The organism is Dyella ginsengisoli LA-4, assembly GCF_000334915.1.
GTDB classification, from domain to species: domain Bacteria; phylum Pseudomonadota; class Gammaproteobacteria; order Xanthomonadales; family Rhodanobacteraceae; genus Dyella_A; species Dyella_A ginsengisoli_A.
The window spans coordinates 121,790-138,300 of sequence record NZ_AMSF01000055.1; the positions used below are offsets into that span (position 1 = coordinate 121,790).

Below are 16,511 nucleotides of genomic sequence, written 5' to 3' on the forward strand. Positions count from 1 at the left end.
TTCTTCAGAGCAGCACGGGACGATCCGGCAGCTCGTCCGGGTTGTCCCGGCCGTCGCTGGGGAAACTTGCCACGGCCAACGCATGGATCGCGGTGATTCCTTCCAGGCTGCCTTCGCGCCAGTGCCCGGCGGCGAACGCCGCGCGCATTCCGGCGCAGACACGCTCCCATGCCCCCCGCTCCACCCGTTCGACCAGACCGCGATCAGCGACGATCTCGATCCGGCGCTCCGCCAGCAGCACGTAGATCAACACACCGGTATTGAGCTCGGTATCCCACACACCCAACTGGGAGAACACCTGCTGCGCCCGCTGGCGTGCGGTCACTCCCGCCCAGACTGCCGATGGCGACAGGCGCGACTCCACTGCGAAACGCAGCTCGCCGCAATGGTGGCGCTCGCCGTCGTGGATCGCCGTGGCCATCTCGTCCAGCAGCGTGGAAGGAAAGCAGCGTCGCAGCTGGAACCAGGCGCCGAACAGGTTGCGTGACAGTCGCTCGATCCGTCCCATCACCAGCTCCCCGAAGAACCGCCGCCGCCGAAGCTGCCGCCGCCACCGCTGAAGCCGCCGCCACCGAAGCCACCGCCGCTGCCGCCGCCGAATCCGCCCCCTCCAAACCCGCCGCCGCCCCAGCCGCCGCCGCCGAATCCGCCCCAGCCGCCCCAGCCACCGCCACCGATGGAACGCCCGCCACCGCCAGGCATCAGCATCACGATGCCGCCGATGACGGCACCGAGCACTCCCACACCCACCGTCGCGGCGAGCAGCCACAGCAGGCCGCCGGTCAGCGCCGCGCCCAGCGGCGTGCGCACGATCACGTGGGCCCGGCCGAACAGGCGGCGCAGGAACAACGCCACGAACAGGCCGATCAGCATCGCATGCCCGATATCCAGACCGCCCCGCGATCGGCTTGACTCCTTGGGCGCCGGCAGGGGCTCCCCGTCGATCAGCTTGGTCAGCGCGTCGACGCCGGCATCCAGCCCGCCGTAGAAATCGCCCTGCTTGAAGCGCGACTCGATGTACTCACGGCGGATCCTCGCGGTGGCCGCGTCCGGCACCGCACCCTCCAGCCCGTAACCGACCTCGATGCGGTCCTTGCGGTCGTTCTTGGCCACCAGCAGCAGGATGCCGTCGTCGGTGCCCTTGCGGCCGATCCTGTTGGCCTCGGCCACCGCCAGTGAGTAGCTCTCGATGTCCTGGCCGTCCAGCGAGGGCACCATCAGCACCACCAGCTGGGCGCCCTTGCGCTGCTCCAGCGCCACCAGCTTGGCGTCCAGCGCGTCGACCTGCTGCGGCGTGAGCGTGCCGGTGAGATCGGTGACGTGGCGCGTAAGGTGCGGCACGTCCGCTGCACGCAGCGGCGTGACGCACGCCAGCGCGAGCAGCAGGAGCAGGTGCGTCAGGCGACGCATCGGATCAATGCGCCGAGGCGGGTGCGGCCGGCGCGGCGGAGCCGAAGTCGACCTTCGGTGCGGTGGAGATGGCCTGCTCGTTCTCCACGCTGAAGTTGGGCTTGACCTGGTAGCCGAACATCTTCGCCGTGAGGTTGTTGGGGAAGGTGCGGATCAGCGTGTTGTACGCCTGCACCGCCTGCACGTAGCGGTTGCGCGCCACGGTCACCCGGTTCTCGGTGCCCTCCAGCTGGGCCTGCAGGTTCTGGAACAGGCCGTCGGCCTTCAGCTGCGGGTAGTTCTCGCTGACCACCATCAGCCGCGACAGCGCGCTGGACAGCTCGCCCTGCGCCGCCTGGAACTGCTTGAGCTTCGCCGCATCGTTGACGGTGTCGGCGTCGACCTTGATCGAGCCGACCTTGGCGCGCGCCTCGGTCACCTCGACGAACACCTTCTCCTCGTGCTGGGCGTAGCCCTTCACGGTGGCGACCAGGTTGGGCACCAGGTCGGCGCGTCGCTGGTACTGGTTGATGACCTCGGACCACGAGGCCTTCACCGCCTCGTCCTGGCGCTGGATGGCGTTGTAGCCGCAGCCGGACAGCCCGGCCACCAGAAGCAGGATCAGGCAGGTTCGCAGCAGTTTCATCGCTTCACTCCCGTGAATGGAGACGGCGGGGCAATCCCCGATCCCCACCAGCATACGACGCCCGCGCCGATGCCGCCCGCTCAGAGCCAGCGCGGCCCCAGGATCAGCCCCCAGCACAGCACGGTGAGCAGCAGCAGCAGGAACACGGCGGCCGAGCCCATGTCCTTGGCGCGCCCGGCCAGTTCGTGGAAGTCGGGACTGACCTTGTCCACCACCGCCTCGATCGCCGAATTGAGCAGCTCGGCGGAGAGCACCAGCACCGCCGGCAGCACCAGCGCGATCTTCTCCAGCGGCCCGTGACCCAGCCACAGGCCCAGCGGCACCAGCACCACCGCCAGCATGGCCTCGAGCCGGAACGACGCCTCGTGCCGCCAGCCCGCCTGCAGCCCCTTCATCGACCAGCGGAACGCGTTCCAGAGCTGGCGCGGGTTGCCGCGAAATCCACTGCCGGGCATCGGTTTCTTTCTCCAGGATCAATCTGAAGCCCCCGCCGCAGGGGCGGGATGCGAGTGGGCCGCATCATGCCACACGTTCCTGCGGATGCCCTTTGCCCTTTTGCGGTGCAACTACAAGGCCGGGCCGAATCGGGTACCCTTCCGAGGCTGTGCCCTGCCCGGGGCCACACTCGAGAGGTGCTGCCACGTGCGGTGCCAAGGCATGAACCCGCACGGAAAAGGTATGGCCATCCAGAATCCGCCCGTCTCGCAGACCCGCTCCTTCAGTACCGTCTTCCTGATCGAAATGTGGGAGCGCTTCGGCTTCTACGGCATGCAGGTGCTGATGGTCACCTACATGATCAAGAAGCTCGGCTTTGTCGACACCCGCTCCAACCTGGTGTGGGGCGCGGCGGCGGCGCTGATCTACGTGACGCCGGCGATCGGCGGCTGGGTCGGCGACAAGCTGATCGGCACCCGCCGCACCATGCGCATGGGCGCGATCGTGCTGATGCTCGGCTATGCGCTGCTGTGGATCCCCACCGAGAGCGCCGGCTTCCTGTACATCTCGCTGGGCGTGATCATCGTCGGCAACGGCATGTTCAAGCCGAACGCCGGCAACCTCGTGCGCAAGATCTACGAGGGCGACGACACCAAGATCGACAGCGCCTTCACCATCTACTACATGGCGGTGAACATCGGCTCGACCATCTCGATGCTGCTCACCCCGTGGATCCGCGACTACGTCGGCCAGCACTACGGCGACGACTGGGGCTGGCACACCGCCTTCGGCGCCTGCGCGGTCGGTCTCGCGCTGGGCCTGGTCAACTACGCGCTGATGAGCCGCACGCTCGCCCACATCGGTTCGCCGGCGGACAACAAGCCGGTCGACCTGAAGAAGCTCGCCGGCGTGCTCGGCGCGGGTATCGTGCTGGTGTTCGTCTCGGCCTTCATCCTGCAGAACGAGGCGGTCGCGCGCGTGTGCGTGTACGCCGCCGGCGTGGTGATCCTGGGCATCTTCATCCACCTGATCCGTTCCAGCCACCGCGACGAGCGCGCCGGCCTCACCGCCGCGCTGGTGCTGACGGTGCAGACGATCTTCTTCTTCATCTTCTACCAGCAGATGTCCACGTCGCTGAACCTGTTCGCGCAGAAGAACGTGAACCTGGATTTCAGCCTGTTCGGCTGGCACGTCTTCACGTGGATTCCGGAGCAGTTCCAGTCGCTCAACGCGATCTGGATCGTGCTGCTCAGCCCGGTGCTGGTATTGATCTACAACTCGCTGGGCCGCGCCGGCAAGGACATCTCCGTCGCCGCCAAGTTCGCCTGGGGCTTCGCCGCGGTGGCAATCGGCTTCTTCATCTACGGCGTCGGCGCGCGCTGGGCCGTCAACGGCCAGGTGTCGTCGTGGATCATGGTGTGGGGCTACGGCCTGTATTCGCTGGGCGAGCTGCTCGTGTCGGGCCTGGGCCTGGCGATGATCGCCCGCTATGTGCCGGCGCGCATGGGTGGCTTCATGATGGGTGCCTACTACGTGGCCTCGGGCATCTCGCAGTACCTGGGCAGCGTCGTGGCGAACTATGCGCACATTCCGGAAGGCATCAAGGATCCGGTGCAGTCGCTGGACATCTACACCAGCCTGTTCAACAAGCTCGGCATGGTCGGCGTGGGCTGCACGGTGATCGCGATCGCGGTGCTGCCTTTGATGAACCGGCTGTCGGCCAGTCACTCCGACGTGGCGACCAATCACGATCCACTCCCCGCTTCGCGCAGCGAAGAGGGCTACGATACGCCCGCCCCGTGAGCCACCAAGGCCCGCCACCCGGCGGGCCTTCTTACTTATGCCCCTGCTCAATCCTGCCTCGCCCCAGCGTTTCGCCCCATCGGCGCTGACCCGCACCCTGGCCTGGCTGCGCCTGTGCGCGATCACCGGCCAGAGCAGCGCCGTGCTGTTCGCGGCGCTGTGGATGCGCATGGAGATCCCGGTCCTGCCGTTGCTGGTGGTGATCGGGCTCTACGCCATCTTCGCGGCCTTCGCCTCGTTCCGGCTGACCATGCCGTGGCGGGTACGCGAGTGGGAGACGATCGGCCACATCGCCGCCGACACGCTGGTGCTCTCGGCCCTGCTGTACCTCACCGGCGGCGCCACCAATCCGTTCGTCACCCTGTTGCTGATCCCGATCGCCCTCGGTGCTGCCGCACTCACCATCCCGGCGCTGCTGACCGTGGCTGCACTGACCTGCCTGGCCTACGTATTCCTGCTGCGCCACTACCTGCCGCTGCCGCCGATGATGGAGGGCCGCGCGGGCTTCGAGCTGCACGTGCTGGGCATGGCGGTGAACTTCGCGATCACCGCGATGCTGCTGGGCTTCTTCATCAACCGCCTGGCCACCGCCGTGCGCCTGCAGCAGGACGAGGTGCAGCGGGTGCGCGAGCGCGCGCTGCGCGACGAGGGCATCCTGGCGATCGCGACCCAGGCGGCGGGTGCAGCGCATGAGCTGAACACCCCGCTGGCCACCATGCGCATGCTGCTGCCCGAGCTGCGCCGCGAACACGCCACCGACCAGCCGCTGGCCGAGGATCTCGAACTGCTCGAAGAGCAGGTGGAGCGTTGCCGCGGCATCCTTCGCGAGATGGTCGCCTTCGGCAAGGCGCAGCTGTCGCAGGAAGAGGAGCAGATGGACGTCGGCAGCTTCGTGCATGGCTGCCTCGAGCGCTTCCAGTTGCTGCGGCCGGAAGCCGAGCTGGAGCTGGACATGGCCGACGCGGTGGCCGGGGCGGCGTTGAGCAGCCCGCCCGGGCTGCGGCACGCGCTGATCAACCTGCTGAACAACGCGGCGGACGCCTCGGCGATGTGCGACTCCAACCGGGTCGCACTGCGGGTAAGCCGGGATGGCGGTTGGCTGGAGCTGGACGTGAGCGACCGCGGCCCGGGCTTCCTGCCGGACGAGCCGGGCCACGCACTCGGCTACAGCGGCAAGCAGGGCGGGCTCGGCATCGGCCTGACGCTGGCCGAAGCGACCGCCGACCGTCTCAGTGGCGAACTCACCGCGGAGAACACCGCGGACGGCGCGCGGGTCCGCATGCGCCTGCCGCTGACATCGATCACGCCGGCCCCGCCGCGCCGCGAGGGTGCACGCAAGGCCCCGCAGCCGTCAAAATAGAGCGATACGCCAACGTGGATACCGTGATGACCGACCTCAACGCCTCCGCCCGTCCCCTGCTGATCGTCGACGACGACCCGACCTTCGGTCGCGTGCTGGCCAGGGCCATGGGCTCGCGGGGCTTCGAGGTGATCAACGCGACCAACGCCGACGAGGCGCGCGCGCTGACCCGGCGCCACCAGCCGCGCTACTGCGTGCTCGACCTCAAGCTCGGCGAGGACAGCGGCCTGCGACTGATTCCCGACCTGCACCGGCTGGTGCCGGACATGCGCATCCTGCTGCTCACCGGCTACGCCTCGATCGCCACCGCGGTGGAGGCGATCAAGCGCGGTGCGCACGACTACCTGGCCAAGCCGGTGGACGCAGATGCCGTGGTCCGCGCGCTCACCGAGGGCGATGGCCCGCATGCCGACGACGACGAGGTGGTCGAGACGCCCGAGGCACCGCTGGCACTGCGGCGGCTGGAGTGGGAACACATCCATCGCGTGCTGACCGAGTGCGACGGCAACATTTCCGAAACCGCGCGCCGGCTCGGCATGCACCGCCGCACGCTGCAGCGCAAGCTGAGCAAGCATCCGGTGCGCGAACGCCCGGATCGCGAGGACTGACCGGCGCCGCTCAGCGGCCGGTGGCGGCATCGTCCGGCGCCGGGGCGGGCAAAGGCTCGCCGGTGCCGTCGTCCTCGTCGCCAAAGATCGCCACGTGCGGCTGGCCGGAGCCATCGATCCAGCCGCGGAACATGCCGTCGGTGTTGAACGGAATCGCGATATGGCCGCGCTCGTCCAGCGCGATCGCGCCGCCGTTGCCGCCCATCGCGGGAATCTCCTGGTTGATCACCTCGGCCGCGGCGCGGGCGATCGGCATGCGCAGCTGGGTCACCCGCATGCAGATCGCATGCGCGGCCACGGTGCGCATGTAGAACTCGCCCCAGCCTGTGCCGGACACCGCGCAGCCGGAGTTGGCGTAGGTGCCGGCGCCGATGATCGGCGAATCACCCACGCGGCCCGGCAGCTTGTCGTTCATGCCGCCAGTGGAGGTGCCCGCCGCGAGATGGCCGTCCACGTCCAGCGCGACCGCGCCCACGGTGCCGAAGTGCTTGGCGGTGGCCTCATCGGCATGCGGCTGGTTGGCCGCATCCTCCTTCAGCGCACGCTGCAGCTGCTGCCAGCGCTCCTCGGTACGGAACCAGGCATCGCTCTCCATGGCCAGGCCCTGCGATCTGGCAAAGGCTTCGGCACCGGCGCCAACCAGCATCACGTGCGACGAATGCTCCATCACTGCACGGGCCGCCAGGATCGGGTTCCTGACGTGGTCGATCGCGGCCACGGAGCCGGCGCGCAGCGTGTAGCCGTCCATGATCGCCGCATCCATTTCCAGCGTGCCGGCGTGCGTGAACACCGAGCCGCGCCCGGCGTTGAACAGCGGATCGTCCTCCAGCACCACCAGCGCGGCCGTCACGCCGTCGATGGCCGGCTTGCCCGCCTTGAGCTCGGCGTAGCCCTTCAGCAGCGCCTGCGTCAACGCGGCGCGGATGGCCTTCTCGCGCGCCGGCGGCATGTCCTTGCGCGGCGCGCCGGCTCCGGCATGGATCACCAGCACCGGGCTGGCCGCGTGAACCGCCGCCGAGAGACCGGCGGCGGCAAGAAGCATCAGCAGGCGCGGCGGCATCACGATCTTCTACTCCCGAGTGACGGAGGAAGTATAGCGATGCCAACGCACCCTTTCGGCCAAGTTACTTGGGCACGAAGCGAACCGTCTTGCCGTCGACGACCACCTTCATATCCAACGTGTTGCCGATCACCCACAGAGCAACGGTAGGCGGCACTCCCTCGAAGTTTCCTTTGATGGGCCGGGTATCGTCGAGGCTCTCGGGATTTCCGATGGTCAGGCCGGCCCGTTGTGCGATGCCTTGGGCCACGGCGCGGGCGCTTCCAGCGAACCGCTCGTGCACGTTGCCGTCATCGACGGTCGGGCGAGGCGTGCCGCACCCTGGCCAGGCAGTGAGGTCCAGGCGCAGTGTGTGGTCCACGCCGGCTACCACCCGACCGATCTGTATCGTCGCCGTCGGGCCGACACGCGTGCGCACGGTCGGTGTCACCGGTGCCTTGAGTGACCCGCCCGTGATCCTGGCATGGATCTCCATCTGGCCATCGGGTGCAGGCACGATCCCGACCTGCCCTTGCCAAGGCGGCAGCGCCTTGTCCTCGTGGTTGACGAAGCGGTAGGTGTCGTCGGCACCCTTCAGGCAGCTGGTGGCGTGCAGATGCGGAGCTTGCCCGCCTACACTGACCGCCAGCTCCAGCGTGAAGGCCGCTACTGGCGCGTGCTGCACTGGCGGCGCCGACTGCGCGGCATAGACGGCGAACGAACCGGCGAGCGCGATGATGCCGAGCGCGGCGCGGCCGGCCAGGCGGCGGGCATGCGTGGGGACGGGCAGTTTCAGCATGGCGACTCTCTCCGTGAGTGGGTGACGCGCGGACCAGGAACACCCCACCGGCAGCATCAGCGGCGAGGACTGGGTTTTCAGCATGGCGCTGGCGTAGTCCCGGCGCGGGGCACCGTGCTCGCGCAGCACGACGGCATCGCAGGCCAGCTCCTGGTCCTGGCGCAGGCAGGCCAGCGCATACCAGGCCAGAGGGTGGAACCAGAACAGCGCGGCCAGTCCCTGCGCGAGAAGGCGCCAGAGGCCGTCGCGGCGCCGGGCATGCACTTGCTCGTGGGCAAGGATCAGCACCTGCTCGGTCCGGGTGTAGCGGGTATGGAAATCGGCGGGCAGCACGATGCGCAGGCCCAGGGCACCAACCACGGCCGGCCCGAGATCGCTGTCGGCGGCCTGCCATACCGGGGTGCGGGTATCTGCAACATCGATTGCGCGGGCACCGGCGAGCCGGCGCAGGTAGCGGCGCTGGACAATGCCCACGCAGGCAAGCACGGCCAGCGCACCGAGCAGCCATGCCGCCATCGCCAGCGTGTGCCACGGAACCGTCCACCCGGCCGGTGCGGGAGGCGCCACCCAGGCTCCGCCACCGGCGATGCGCACCACTACCGGTGGCAGCGCTTCTAACGGCATGGCCGGGTGCGGGGCCAGCGCCGCGAGCAGGGACAGCGGCACCAGCAGCCACAGCACCGGGCCGACTTCGGCGCCGGCGAGCCGCCGCAGCGGCCGCCGCAGGGCGAGCACGAGCACCGTAGCGAGCGTGAAGGTCCAGGTCAGCCGCACCGCGTGGTTCATCCAGGCGTAGGCCAGTGCCTCAAGGCTGCTCATCGTCGAGCTCCTCCAGCAACTGGCGCAGTTCGGCGATGTCCTTCTTCGACAATTTGCGCTGCTCGGAGAAGTGCGCCACCAGCGGGGCGACGCGGCCTTCGAACAGGCGGTCGAGCAGGCTCTTGCTGGTCTGGTGCACGTACTTTTCGCGGGCCAGCAGCGGTGAATACAGGTAGCGGCGGCCGTCACGCTCGGCCTTCACCGCCTTTTTCTTCAGCAGGCGGTTGAGCAGCGACTTCACCGTGCCCTCCTGCCATTGCTGGGCCTGGCCGACCTCGGCCAGGATCTCCTCGGCACTGCGCGGCGCGCTGCGCCACAGCACCTCCATCACCACCGCTTCGGCTTCGCTGATCACGACGCACTCCGTTTACACATGTAATCACTGATTTATGTTTACACGCGTAAACGATTGGCGCAAGCCCAACGACCACGGTTCGCCCCATCGGACCTTCGTACGAGGCAGGCCGACACCCATCCGTCGTATCCTTGAAGGCTGATTCCCCAAGCAGAAGAAGGCACTGCGATGGACAAGGTGTTCCCCAACGCCACCAAGGCACTTGACGGCCTGCTGTTCGACGGCATGACGATCGCGGCCGGCGGCTTCGGCCTGTGCGGCATTCCCGAGAACCTGATCGGCGCCCTGCTCGATGCCGGCACCAAGGGCCTGACCATCGTCGGCAACAATGCCGGCGTGGACGACTTCGGCATGGGCCCGCTGCTGAAAACCCGCCAGGTCAAGCGCGTGTACGCGTCCTACGTGGGCGAGAACAAGGAGTTCGAGCGCCAGGTGCTGGCCGGCGAGCTGGAGCTGCACCTGGTGCCGCAGGGCACCCTGGCCGAGAAGCTGCGCGCCGGCGGCGCCGGCATCCCCGGCTTCTATACCCGCACCGCGTTCGGCACCAAGCTGGCGGAGGGCAAGGAGACCAAGTCCTTCGACGGCAAGGAATACGTGCTGGAGGAGGCGATCCACGCCGACGTGTCGATCGTCAAGGCGTGGAAGGGCGACCGCCTGGGCAACCTGGTCTTCCGCAAGACCGCGCGCAACTTCAACCCGATGATCGCCACCTGCGGCAAGGTCTGCGTGGCCGAGGTGGAGGAACTGGTCGAGGTCGGCGAGCTCGACCCGGACCAGGTCCACGTGCCGGGCATCTACGTCGACCGCATCATCCAGGGTGCGAGCTACGAGAAGCGCATCGAGTTCCGCACCGTCGCCGGCGCCAACACCGGCAAGGAAAACCCGACGCGCACCGCGATGGCGCAGCGCGCGGCGAAGGAACTGCGTGACGGCTTCTACGTCAACCTGGGCATCGGCATCCCGACCCTGGTGGCGAACTTCATCCCCGAGGGCATGGACGTGACCCTGCAGTCGGAGAACGGCCTGCTCGGCATCGGTCCGTTCCCCAGCGACGACAAGGTCGACCCGGACCTGATCAACGCCGGCAAGCAGACCATCACCACCCTGCCCGGCTCCAGCTTCTTCTCCAGCGCAGACTCGTTCGCGATGATCCGCGGCGGCCACATCGACCTGTCGATCCTCGGTGGCCTGGAAGTGTCCTGCCACGGCGACCTGGCCAACTGGATGGTGCCGGGCAAGATGGTCAAGGGCCCCGGCGGTGCGATGGACCTGGTCTCGGGCGTCAAGCGCGTGGTGGTGCTGATGGAGCACACCGCGAAGGATGGCTCGCCGAAGATCAAGCAGCAGTGCGACCTGCCGCTCACCGGCAAGCAGGTGGTGGACCTGATCATCACCGATCTGTGCGTGTTCGAGGTGGCCAAGGGCCAGGGCCTGACCCTGATCGAGCTCAACGAGGGAGTCACGGTCGACGAGGTGAAGGCGAAGACCGGCTGCGGCTTTGCGGTGTCGCCCGCCCTGGGGGGCTGATCCGGCACGACGCTCCCTCGCGCCGGCGCGAGGGAGTCTCAGGCCGCCCGGACCTGCGGAAAACGGATGCGTGCGACGTTCTCGCCGCTCGCGCGGGTCTGCAGCTCCAGCGGCCAGGCGAAGCGTTCGCTGATCCGCCGTGCAATCGCCAGCTCGAAGCCGTGACGATCGGCATTCGGCCGGGCCGGCCCGCCCGCTTCAGCGTCGGCGGGCAACGGCTCCGTACGGTTGGATACCACCACCGCATCCGGCATGACCGTCACCACCACGCGGCCGCGCTCGGTCTGCTGGCAGGCGTTGCGGATGAGCTGCCAGAACAGCACGGCGAAGACGCGCGGAGACCCCTCCAGGGCGAATCGCGCGGGCTCCTCCAGTTCGAACTCGATCGGCCGCCCCGCCAGCATGTCGCGGGCGAAACCCAGCTCCCTGCCGATCGCATCGTTGACCACGAACACTTCGTCGTCGACGCCGTTGTCCTTCTCGCGGGCGAGGATCAACAACGCTTCCACCAGCGCTTCCATCTCCCGCGCCGAACGTCGGATCCGCTGCAGCGAACGCTCGCCGAAACCGCTGAGCGCCTGCTCCTCGGCCAGCATGTCCACCGACATCTTGATCACCGTGAGCGGACTGCGCAGCTCGTGGCTGGCATCGCGGGTGAAGTTGCGTTCGCGCTCGGTGTAACCGGCGATGCGCTGGGCGAACGAATGCAGTCCACCCGCGAGAGAGGCCAGGTCGGCGTCGGTGCCCCGTCCGAGGCGATCCGGCGACAGCGCGGCGATGTCCGGGTGTTCGTCCCACCCCTCCACCAGCCGCGCCAGTGCACTGACCGGTCGCCACTCGCGCCGTGCCGCCAGCCAGGCCAGCACGGACACGATGACGATCAATACGAGCACGGCGCCCACCGGCGCCATGCTGAACATACCCAAGGTGACGCAGATCACCAGCGCTACCAGCTGCAACACGAAGATACCCGCAATGCGCCGCTGGAAAGCTCCTTTGCGAAACGCCCCCGATAGCTGAGTCGAACCCCTGCTTTTCATGATGTTGCCGAGTGGCGCGGCCTCCTTCGCATCAAGCCGGCTGTGTGGCGGCAGCCACCTCGGCCTCGAGGTCGGCGAGGCGGTAGCCGGCCGAATGGATGGTGTGCAGCAGCGGCTTGTCGAACGGCTTGTCGATCACCCGGCGCAGGTTGTAGAGGTGCGAGCGCAGGGTGTCCGAGTCGGGCAGTGTGTCGCCCCAGATCTCGCGCTCGATGTCGCGGCGGCTGACCACGCGCGGCGATTCGCGCATCAGGATCGCCAGCAGCTTCAGCCCGATCGGCGAGACGGTCAGCTCCTGCCCGGCACGGGTCAGGCGCAACGTGGCGGTGTCCAGAGTCATGTCGCCCACGGTCAGCACCTCGGTCGACACCTGCCGGCGGTCGCGGCGGATCAGGGCGCGCAGACGGGCTTCGAGCTCGCGTACCTCGAACGGCTTGACCAGGTAGTCGTCGGCGCCGGCCTCCAGGCCGACCAGCTTGTCTTCCAGCGTGTCGCGCGCGGTCAGCATCAGCACCGGGGTGGACTTCTTGGCGTCCTTGCGCAGCTTGCGGCAGACCTCCAGGCCGTCCATGCCCGGCAGCATCAGGTCGAGCACCACCACGTCGTAGCTGTTGGTCACGGCCAGATGCAGACCACTTACGCCATCGGCGGCGTAGTCCACCGAGTAGCCGCGGCGCTCCAGGAATTCACCCACCATCTCGGCAATCTGGCGGTTGTCCTCCACCAGAAGCACCAGTCCAGCCTGTTCGTCACGTGTGCTCATATGCTCGTCCTGCAGTTGCTGTTTTCACGTTTGTGAAAGGCTAGCGGGCGACCCGGTGACCACGATGTGAAGGATCTCGACGCGCGTTCACCCGCCGGTCAAACGGGCCCCGGCGGTCAACGCGGTGCCTTGCGCAGCAGGGGCTCGAGGGCAGGCCATACGTTCTGAAGAACGTGCGGTTCGCCGGCAGCCGTGGGGTGCAGACCGTCGTCCTGCATCAGCGACGGATCGAGCGCCACGCCGTCGAGCAGGAACGGCACCAGAGCCACGTGCTTCTGCCGGGCGAGATCGGCATAGATGGAGCGCAAGCCATCGCGATACTGCGGCCCGTAGTTCACCGGCAGCTCGATTCCCAGCAGCAGCACCTTCGCGCCGGCCTCGTGGGCCATGTCGATCATCGCGGCCAGGTTGTCGCGCAGCGCATCCAGCGGCAAGCCGCGCAGGCCGTCGTTGGCCCCCAGCTCGATCACCACCACCGCCGGCCGCTCCTTCGCCAGCAACCCGGGCAGATGGTTGCGCCCGCTCAGCGAGGTCTCGCCGCTGATGCTGGCATTGACCACGCGCCACGGCGGCTCCATCTTGGCCAGACGCCCGTACAGCAGGCTCACCCAGCCGGACTCGACCGGAATGTTGTGCGCGGCCGACAGCGAGTCCCCCAGCACCAGCACGCTCCGGGTCGGCGCCGCATGGGCGACGGCCATTCCCCACAGCAGCAGGCCCAAGGCGTAGAGGAAACGACGCATGAGTGATCCATCCGCTCCAGTGCTCGAGGCGATCGATGTTAGCAAGTCGGTGAGCGGCCCCGAGGGCACGCTGGCGATTCTGCAGGGCGTGAGCCTGTCGGTGCGCGAGGGCGAGAGTTTCGCCATCGTCGGCGCCTCCGGCTCGGGCAAGACCACCCTGCTCGGCCTGCTGGCCGGGCTGGACCTGCCGAGCAGCGGCCACATCCGCCTCGATGGCCAGCCGCTGGAGACACTCGACGAGGAAGCCCGCGCCGACCTGCGTCGGCGGCTGGTCGGTTTCGTGTTCCAGTCCTTCCACCTGCTCCCCGCGCTCACCGCCGAGGAGAACGTGATGCTGCCGCTGGAACTGGAGGGCGCGCGCGACGCACGGACCAGAGCGCGCGACGCGCTGGAGGCAGTCGGGCTGACCCCGCGGCGACGGCACTATCCGGCCCAGCTGTCCGGCGGCGAGCAGCAGCGCGTGGCGATCGCCCGGGCCTTCGTGCACGGACCGCGCCTGCTGTTCGCCGACGAGCCCACCGGCAATCTCGACCAGCGTACCGGCCGACATGTCGCCGACCTGCTGTTCGCGCTCAACCGGGATCGCCGGACCACCCTCGTGCTGGTCACCCACGACGCGGCGCTCGCCGCGCGCTGCCAGCGCCGCATCGAACTGGCCGAAGGCCGCGTGGTGCATGCGGCCGAGGGCACCACCGCATGAACATCATGCCGCTGGCCCTGCGCAGCCTGCGCCGCGAATGGCACCTGCCGGAACTGCGCACGCTGGCCGCCTCGCTGGTGCTGGCGGTGGTGGCGCTCGGCGTGGTGGCCACGCTCGCCACCCGCATCGAACGCGGCCTGCTGGCCAGCGCGGCGGAGCTGATCGGCGGCGATGTGGGCATCAGCGCGCCCCAGACGCTCCCTCCCGCCTTCGCCGACGAGGCGCGCCGCGACGGTCTGCGCACCAACCACGTCGCCAGCTTCCCCAGCGTCGCCTTCCATGACGGTCACAGCCAGCTGCTCGACGTGCAGGCCACCGACGCGACCTACCCGCTGCGCGGCACGCTGGAACTGGCCGATCGCCAGGGTCTCACACGCCCGGGGCATGCACCTGGCACCGGCTCGGTCTACCTCGATCATCGCGCACTGGTCGCGCTGGGCCTGCAGGTCGGCGACACGGTACAGGTGGGCGGGCGCGACCTGCAGATCGCCGCGGAACTGGTTCGCCAGCCTGATGGTGGCGAGCTTTTTGCGCTGGCGCCGCGGGCGATCATGAGTCTGGCCGACGCCGAGGCGGCCGGTCTGCTCGGCGTCGGCAGCCGCGCGCGACATCGCCTGCTGCTGTCCGGCGAGCCGGACCAGGTGCAGCGCTGGCGACGCTGGGCCAAGTCCCGGACGCTGCCGCAGGGGGCGCAGCTGATCACGCCGGAACAGGCCCAGGAGCGCATGCGCACCGCCTTCGACCGCGCCAGCGCCTTCCTGCGACTGACCGCCCTGCTCTCGGCGCTGCTGGCCGGCGTGGCGATCGCCCTGGCGGCGCAGCGCTATGCCCGCCGCAAGACTCCGGAAGTCGCCCTGCTGCGCGCGCTGGGCACGCCGCGGCGGCGCGTGCTGGCGCTGCTGCTCGGCACGCTCGGTGCGCTGGCGTTGCCGACCGTGGCGCTGGGGATCGCCCTGACCCTCGCCCTCGCGCAGGGAGCATGGCTGGTGGCCAGCCAACTGTTCGGCAACGTGCCGACCGAGCTGCCGTTGTTGCCCGCTCTCGCCGCCGCGGCGGTGAGCCTGGCGGTGCTGGCCGGTTTCGCCCTGCCACCACTGGCCCGGCTCGCCGACGTACCGCCGGTGGCCGTGTTCCGTGCCAGCCTGGCCCGCCGTGTGCGCCGCTTCGACGTGCTGTACCTGGTGCCGCTGGCGGTGGCCGCCGCGCTGATCTGGCTGCAGAGCGATTCGCTGAAGATGGCCGGCATCCTCGCCGCCAGCCTGCTCGGGGTGGCCGCGTTCGCGGCTGCCCTCGCGGCGCTGCTGCTGTGGCTGGCGCGGCGGGTGGCGCCCGGGGCGCATCCCGCCCTTCGCCTCGGCCTTGCCGCACTGGCCCGGCGCCGGGGACTGAGCCTGATCCAGGCCACCGCGCTGAGCCTGGGACTGGTCGCCCTGCTGCTGCTCGCCGTGGTCGCGCCCTCGCTGCTGGACGGCTGGCGCCGTGAGTTGCCGGCCGACACGCCGAACTGGTTCGTGCTGAACCTGCAGGACGACCAGCGCAGCGGCTTCGACGACGCGGTGCGGAAGCTGGGGGCGAAAGAGCTCAACATGCTGCCGCTGGCGGTAGGCAAGCTGGCTGCGATCAACGGCGTGCCCGCCGACCAGCTGACGTTCACCGACCCACGCGCGAAGGACTGGGTCGACCGCCAGCTGCGCGTGTCCTGGGCCGGCGCGCTGCCGCCGTCGAACCAGGTGGTCGCCGGCGCCTGGTTCGCTGCGCATCCGGCGCACGCCGAGGTTTCGGTGGATACGATGTGGCGGGACATGTTCCACCTGAAGCTCGGCGACACGATGCGCTTCACCATCGGCGAGCGCAGCCTGGATGCCACCGTCACCAGCGTGCGCCAGGTCGACTGGAGCTCGTTCCGGGTGAACTTCTTCCTGCTGCTGGATCCGGCGCACGCCGATACCCTGCCGCACACCTGGCTGGCGAGTTTCTACCTGCCGCGCGACCAGGCCGACGGACTGGCGCGGGTGTCACGCGACTACAGCAACCTGAGCCTGGTCGATGTCGACTCCCTGCTCGACCGTGTGCGCGAGATCGTGCAGCGGGTGAGCAATGCCGTGCGCTGGATCCTCGGCTTCAGCCTGCTGGCCGGAGCGCTGGTGCTGGCGGCGGCGCTCGCCTCCAGCGCCGCCGAGCGCCGGCACGAAGCGGCGCTGCTGCGCACCCTGGGCGCCCGGCGCGGGCAACTGCGGGTGGCGGCGGCCTGCGAGTTCGCCCTGCTCGGAGCGGTGGCCGGACTGACGGCGGCGATCGGAGCGGCCGGCGCCGGCTGGTGGCTGGGTCGCGCGGTGTTTCACATCGAGCACTTCGTGCCGCCGCTCGGCGCGCTGGCGCTGGACGCGCTGGTTGCCGCGGTCGTGGTGATGCTGCTCGGCCTGGCGGGTACGCGGCGGGTGACCCGCACGTCGCCGATGCGACTCTTGCGCGAGGGCTGAGCACG

16 protein-coding genes are annotated in these 16,511 nt (G+C 69.0%); 6 read left to right on the forward strand and 10 right to left on the reverse strand.

The annotated features are described in order from the left end of the window. Nucleotides 1-4: 4 nt before the first annotated feature. The 4 genes from C693_RS0112980 to C693_RS0112995 all read right to left on the reverse strand — a co-directional run bounded on the left by C693_RS0112980 (nucleotide 5) and on the right by C693_RS0112995 (nucleotide 2,490). Entirely contained in the window at nucleotides 5-508 is a 504-nt protein-coding gene (locus C693_RS0112980; protein WP_017462714.1) for a TPM domain-containing protein, read from the reverse strand. Continuing rightward, complete coding sequence (locus C693_RS0112985) at nucleotides 508-1,410, reverse strand: TPM domain-containing protein (RefSeq protein ID WP_017462715.1); 903 nt, start codon at nucleotides 1,408-1,410, stop codon at nucleotides 508-510. The genes C693_RS0112980 and C693_RS0112985 overlap by 1 nt, the downstream gene beginning before the upstream one ends. 4 nt (nucleotides 1,411-1,414) lie before the next feature. Beyond that, a complete protein-coding gene (locus C693_RS0112990; protein WP_017462716.1) occupies nucleotides 1,415-2,035 on the reverse strand; it encodes a LemA family protein in 621 nt (206 codons plus the stop codon). Nucleotides 2,036-2,115: 80 nt separating this feature from the next. Further along, complete coding sequence (locus tag C693_RS0112995; protein WP_017462717.1) at nucleotides 2,116-2,490, reverse strand: diacylglycerol kinase; 375 nt, start codon at nucleotides 2,488-2,490, stop codon at nucleotides 2,116-2,118. Nucleotides 2,491-2,713: 223 nt separating this feature from the next. Here C693_RS0112995 and C693_RS0113000 point away from each other — a divergent pair, with 223 nt between their 5' ends. From C693_RS0113000 to C693_RS0113010, 3 genes are read left to right on the forward strand one after another with little or no spacing between them, the layout of a single operon-like run. Next, the gene (locus C693_RS0113000) at nucleotides 2,714-4,273 is read left to right on the forward strand and encodes a peptide MFS transporter (RefSeq protein ID WP_017462718.1); all 1,560 of its coding nucleotides are present in this window, start codon (nucleotides 2,714-2,716) and stop codon (nucleotides 4,271-4,273) included. A gap of 37 nt (nucleotides 4,274-4,310) precedes the next feature. Continuing rightward, nucleotides 4,311-5,633: an ATP-binding protein gene (locus tag C693_RS0113005; RefSeq protein WP_017462719.1), complete on the forward strand. Its 1,323-nt coding sequence runs from the start codon at nucleotides 4,311-4,313 to the stop codon at nucleotides 5,631-5,633. Between the two features lie 26 nt (nucleotides 5,634-5,659). Next, on the forward strand, nucleotides 5,660-6,241 hold the full coding sequence (locus C693_RS0113010; RefSeq protein ID WP_017462720.1) for a response regulator transcription factor: 582 nt from the start codon (nucleotides 5,660-5,662) through the stop codon (nucleotides 6,239-6,241). A 10-nt stretch (nucleotides 6,242-6,251) separates the two neighbouring features. Here C693_RS0113010 and C693_RS0113015 read toward each other — a convergent pair whose 3' ends face one another. The 3 genes from C693_RS0113015 to C693_RS0113025 all read right to left on the reverse strand — a co-directional run bounded on the left by C693_RS0113015 (nucleotide 6,252) and on the right by C693_RS0113025 (nucleotide 9,253). Then, on the reverse strand, nucleotides 6,252-7,301 hold the full coding sequence (locus C693_RS0113015) for an isoaspartyl peptidase/L-asparaginase family protein (protein ID WP_017462721.1): 1,050 nt from the start codon (nucleotides 7,299-7,301) through the stop codon (nucleotides 6,252-6,254). A 64-nt stretch (nucleotides 7,302-7,365) separates the two neighbouring features. Continuing rightward, nucleotides 7,366-8,898: a M56 family metallopeptidase gene (locus C693_RS0113020; RefSeq protein WP_017462722.1), complete on the reverse strand. Its 1,533-nt coding sequence runs from the start codon at nucleotides 8,896-8,898 to the stop codon at nucleotides 7,366-7,368. Then, entirely contained in the window at nucleotides 8,885-9,253 is a 369-nt protein-coding gene (locus tag C693_RS0113025; RefSeq protein WP_017462723.1) for a BlaI/MecI/CopY family transcriptional regulator, read from the reverse strand. The genes C693_RS0113020 and C693_RS0113025 overlap by 14 nt, the downstream gene beginning before the upstream one ends. Nucleotides 9,254-9,421: 168 nt before the next feature. Here C693_RS0113025 and C693_RS24500 point away from each other — a divergent pair, with 168 nt between their 5' ends. Beyond that, nucleotides 9,422-10,780, forward strand: coding sequence for a 3-oxoacid CoA-transferase (locus C693_RS24500; protein ID WP_017462724.1), 1,359 nt, complete (start codon nucleotides 9,422-9,424; stop codon nucleotides 10,778-10,780). A gap of 38 nt (nucleotides 10,781-10,818) precedes the next feature. On the opposite strand, the gene C693_RS0113035 is transcribed toward C693_RS24500, so the two are convergent. The 3 genes from C693_RS0113035 to C693_RS0113045 form a co-directional block, all read right to left on the reverse strand. Then, nucleotides 10,819-11,742 carry a histidine kinase dimerization/phospho-acceptor domain-containing protein gene (locus C693_RS0113035; protein ID WP_017462725.1) on the reverse strand — a complete coding sequence of 308 codons (924 nt, stop codon included), beginning with the start codon at nucleotides 11,740-11,742 and terminating at the stop codon, nucleotides 10,819-10,821. 109 nt (nucleotides 11,743-11,851) lie between these two features. Then, nucleotides 11,852-12,583, reverse strand: a complete 732-nt coding sequence (locus C693_RS0113040) for a response regulator transcription factor (protein WP_017462726.1) — start codon at nucleotides 12,581-12,583, stop codon at nucleotides 11,852-11,854. 116 nt (nucleotides 12,584-12,699) lie between these two features. Beyond that, the gene (locus tag C693_RS0113045; RefSeq protein ID WP_017462727.1) at nucleotides 12,700-13,326 is read right to left on the reverse strand and encodes an arylesterase; all 627 of its coding nucleotides are present in this window, start codon (nucleotides 13,324-13,326) and stop codon (nucleotides 12,700-12,702) included. On the opposite strand from C693_RS0113045, the gene C693_RS0113050 reads away from it, so the two are divergent. Together C693_RS0113050 and C693_RS0113055 are read left to right on the forward strand one after the other, a co-directional pair. Then, nucleotides 13,325-14,026, forward strand: coding sequence for an ABC transporter ATP-binding protein (locus C693_RS0113050; RefSeq protein WP_026107403.1), 702 nt, complete (start codon nucleotides 13,325-13,327; stop codon nucleotides 14,024-14,026). The two genes, C693_RS0113045 and C693_RS0113050, sit on opposite strands and share 2 nt — an antisense overlap. Further along, nucleotides 14,023-16,506 carry an ABC transporter permease gene (locus C693_RS0113055; protein ID WP_017462729.1) on the forward strand — a complete coding sequence of 828 codons (2,484 nt, stop codon included), beginning with the start codon at nucleotides 14,023-14,025 and terminating at the stop codon, nucleotides 16,504-16,506. The genes C693_RS0113050 and C693_RS0113055 overlap by 4 nt, the downstream gene beginning before the upstream one ends. Nucleotides 16,507-16,511 lie beyond the last annotated feature (5 nt).

Excerpts from the sequence above, each read along its gene's own strand:
- C693_RS0112980 (WP_017462714.1), bottom strand. The coding sequence starts at position 508 with ATGGGACGGATCGAGCGACTGTCACGCAACCTGTTCGGCGCCTGGTTC.
- C693_RS0112985 (WP_017462715.1), bottom strand. The coding sequence starts at position 1,410 with ATGCGTCGCCTGACGCACCTGCTCCTGCTGCTCGCGCTGGCGTGCGTC.
- C693_RS0112990 (WP_017462716.1), bottom strand. The coding sequence starts at position 2,035 with ATGAAACTGCTGCGAACCTGCCTGATCCTGCTTCTGGTGGCCGGGCTG.
- C693_RS0112995 (WP_017462717.1), bottom strand. The coding sequence starts at position 2,490 with ATGCCCGGCAGTGGATTTCGCGGCAACCCGCGCCAGCTCTGGAACGCG.
- C693_RS0113000 (WP_017462718.1), top strand. The coding sequence starts at position 2,714 with ATGGCCATCCAGAATCCGCCCGTCTCGCAGACCCGCTCCTTCAGTACC.
- C693_RS0113005 (WP_017462719.1), top strand. The coding sequence starts at position 4,311 with ATGCCCCTGCTCAATCCTGCCTCGCCCCAGCGTTTCGCCCCATCGGCG.
- C693_RS0113010 (WP_017462720.1), top strand. The coding sequence starts at position 5,660 with ATGACCGACCTCAACGCCTCCGCCCGTCCCCTGCTGATCGTCGACGAC.
- C693_RS0113015 (WP_017462721.1), bottom strand. The coding sequence starts at position 7,301 with ATGCCGCCGCGCCTGCTGATGCTTCTTGCCGCCGCCGGTCTCTCGGCG.
- C693_RS0113020 (WP_017462722.1), bottom strand. The coding sequence starts at position 8,898 with ATGAGCAGCCTTGAGGCACTGGCCTACGCCTGGATGAACCACGCGGTG.
- C693_RS24500 (WP_017462724.1), top strand. The coding sequence starts at position 9,422 with ATGGACAAGGTGTTCCCCAACGCCACCAAGGCACTTGACGGCCTGCTG.
- C693_RS0113040 (WP_017462726.1), bottom strand. The coding sequence starts at position 12,583 with ATGAGCACACGTGACGAACAGGCTGGACTGGTGCTTCTGGTGGAGGAC.
- C693_RS0113050 (WP_026107403.1), top strand. The coding sequence starts at position 13,325 with ATGAGTGATCCATCCGCTCCAGTGCTCGAGGCGATCGATGTTAGCAAG.
- C693_RS0113045 (WP_017462727.1), bottom strand. The coding sequence starts at position 13,326 with ATGCGTCGTTTCCTCTACGCCTTGGGCCTGCTGCTGTGGGGAATGGCC.
- C693_RS0113055 (WP_017462729.1), top strand. The coding sequence starts at position 14,023 with ATGAACATCATGCCGCTGGCCCTGCGCAGCCTGCGCCGCGAATGGCAC.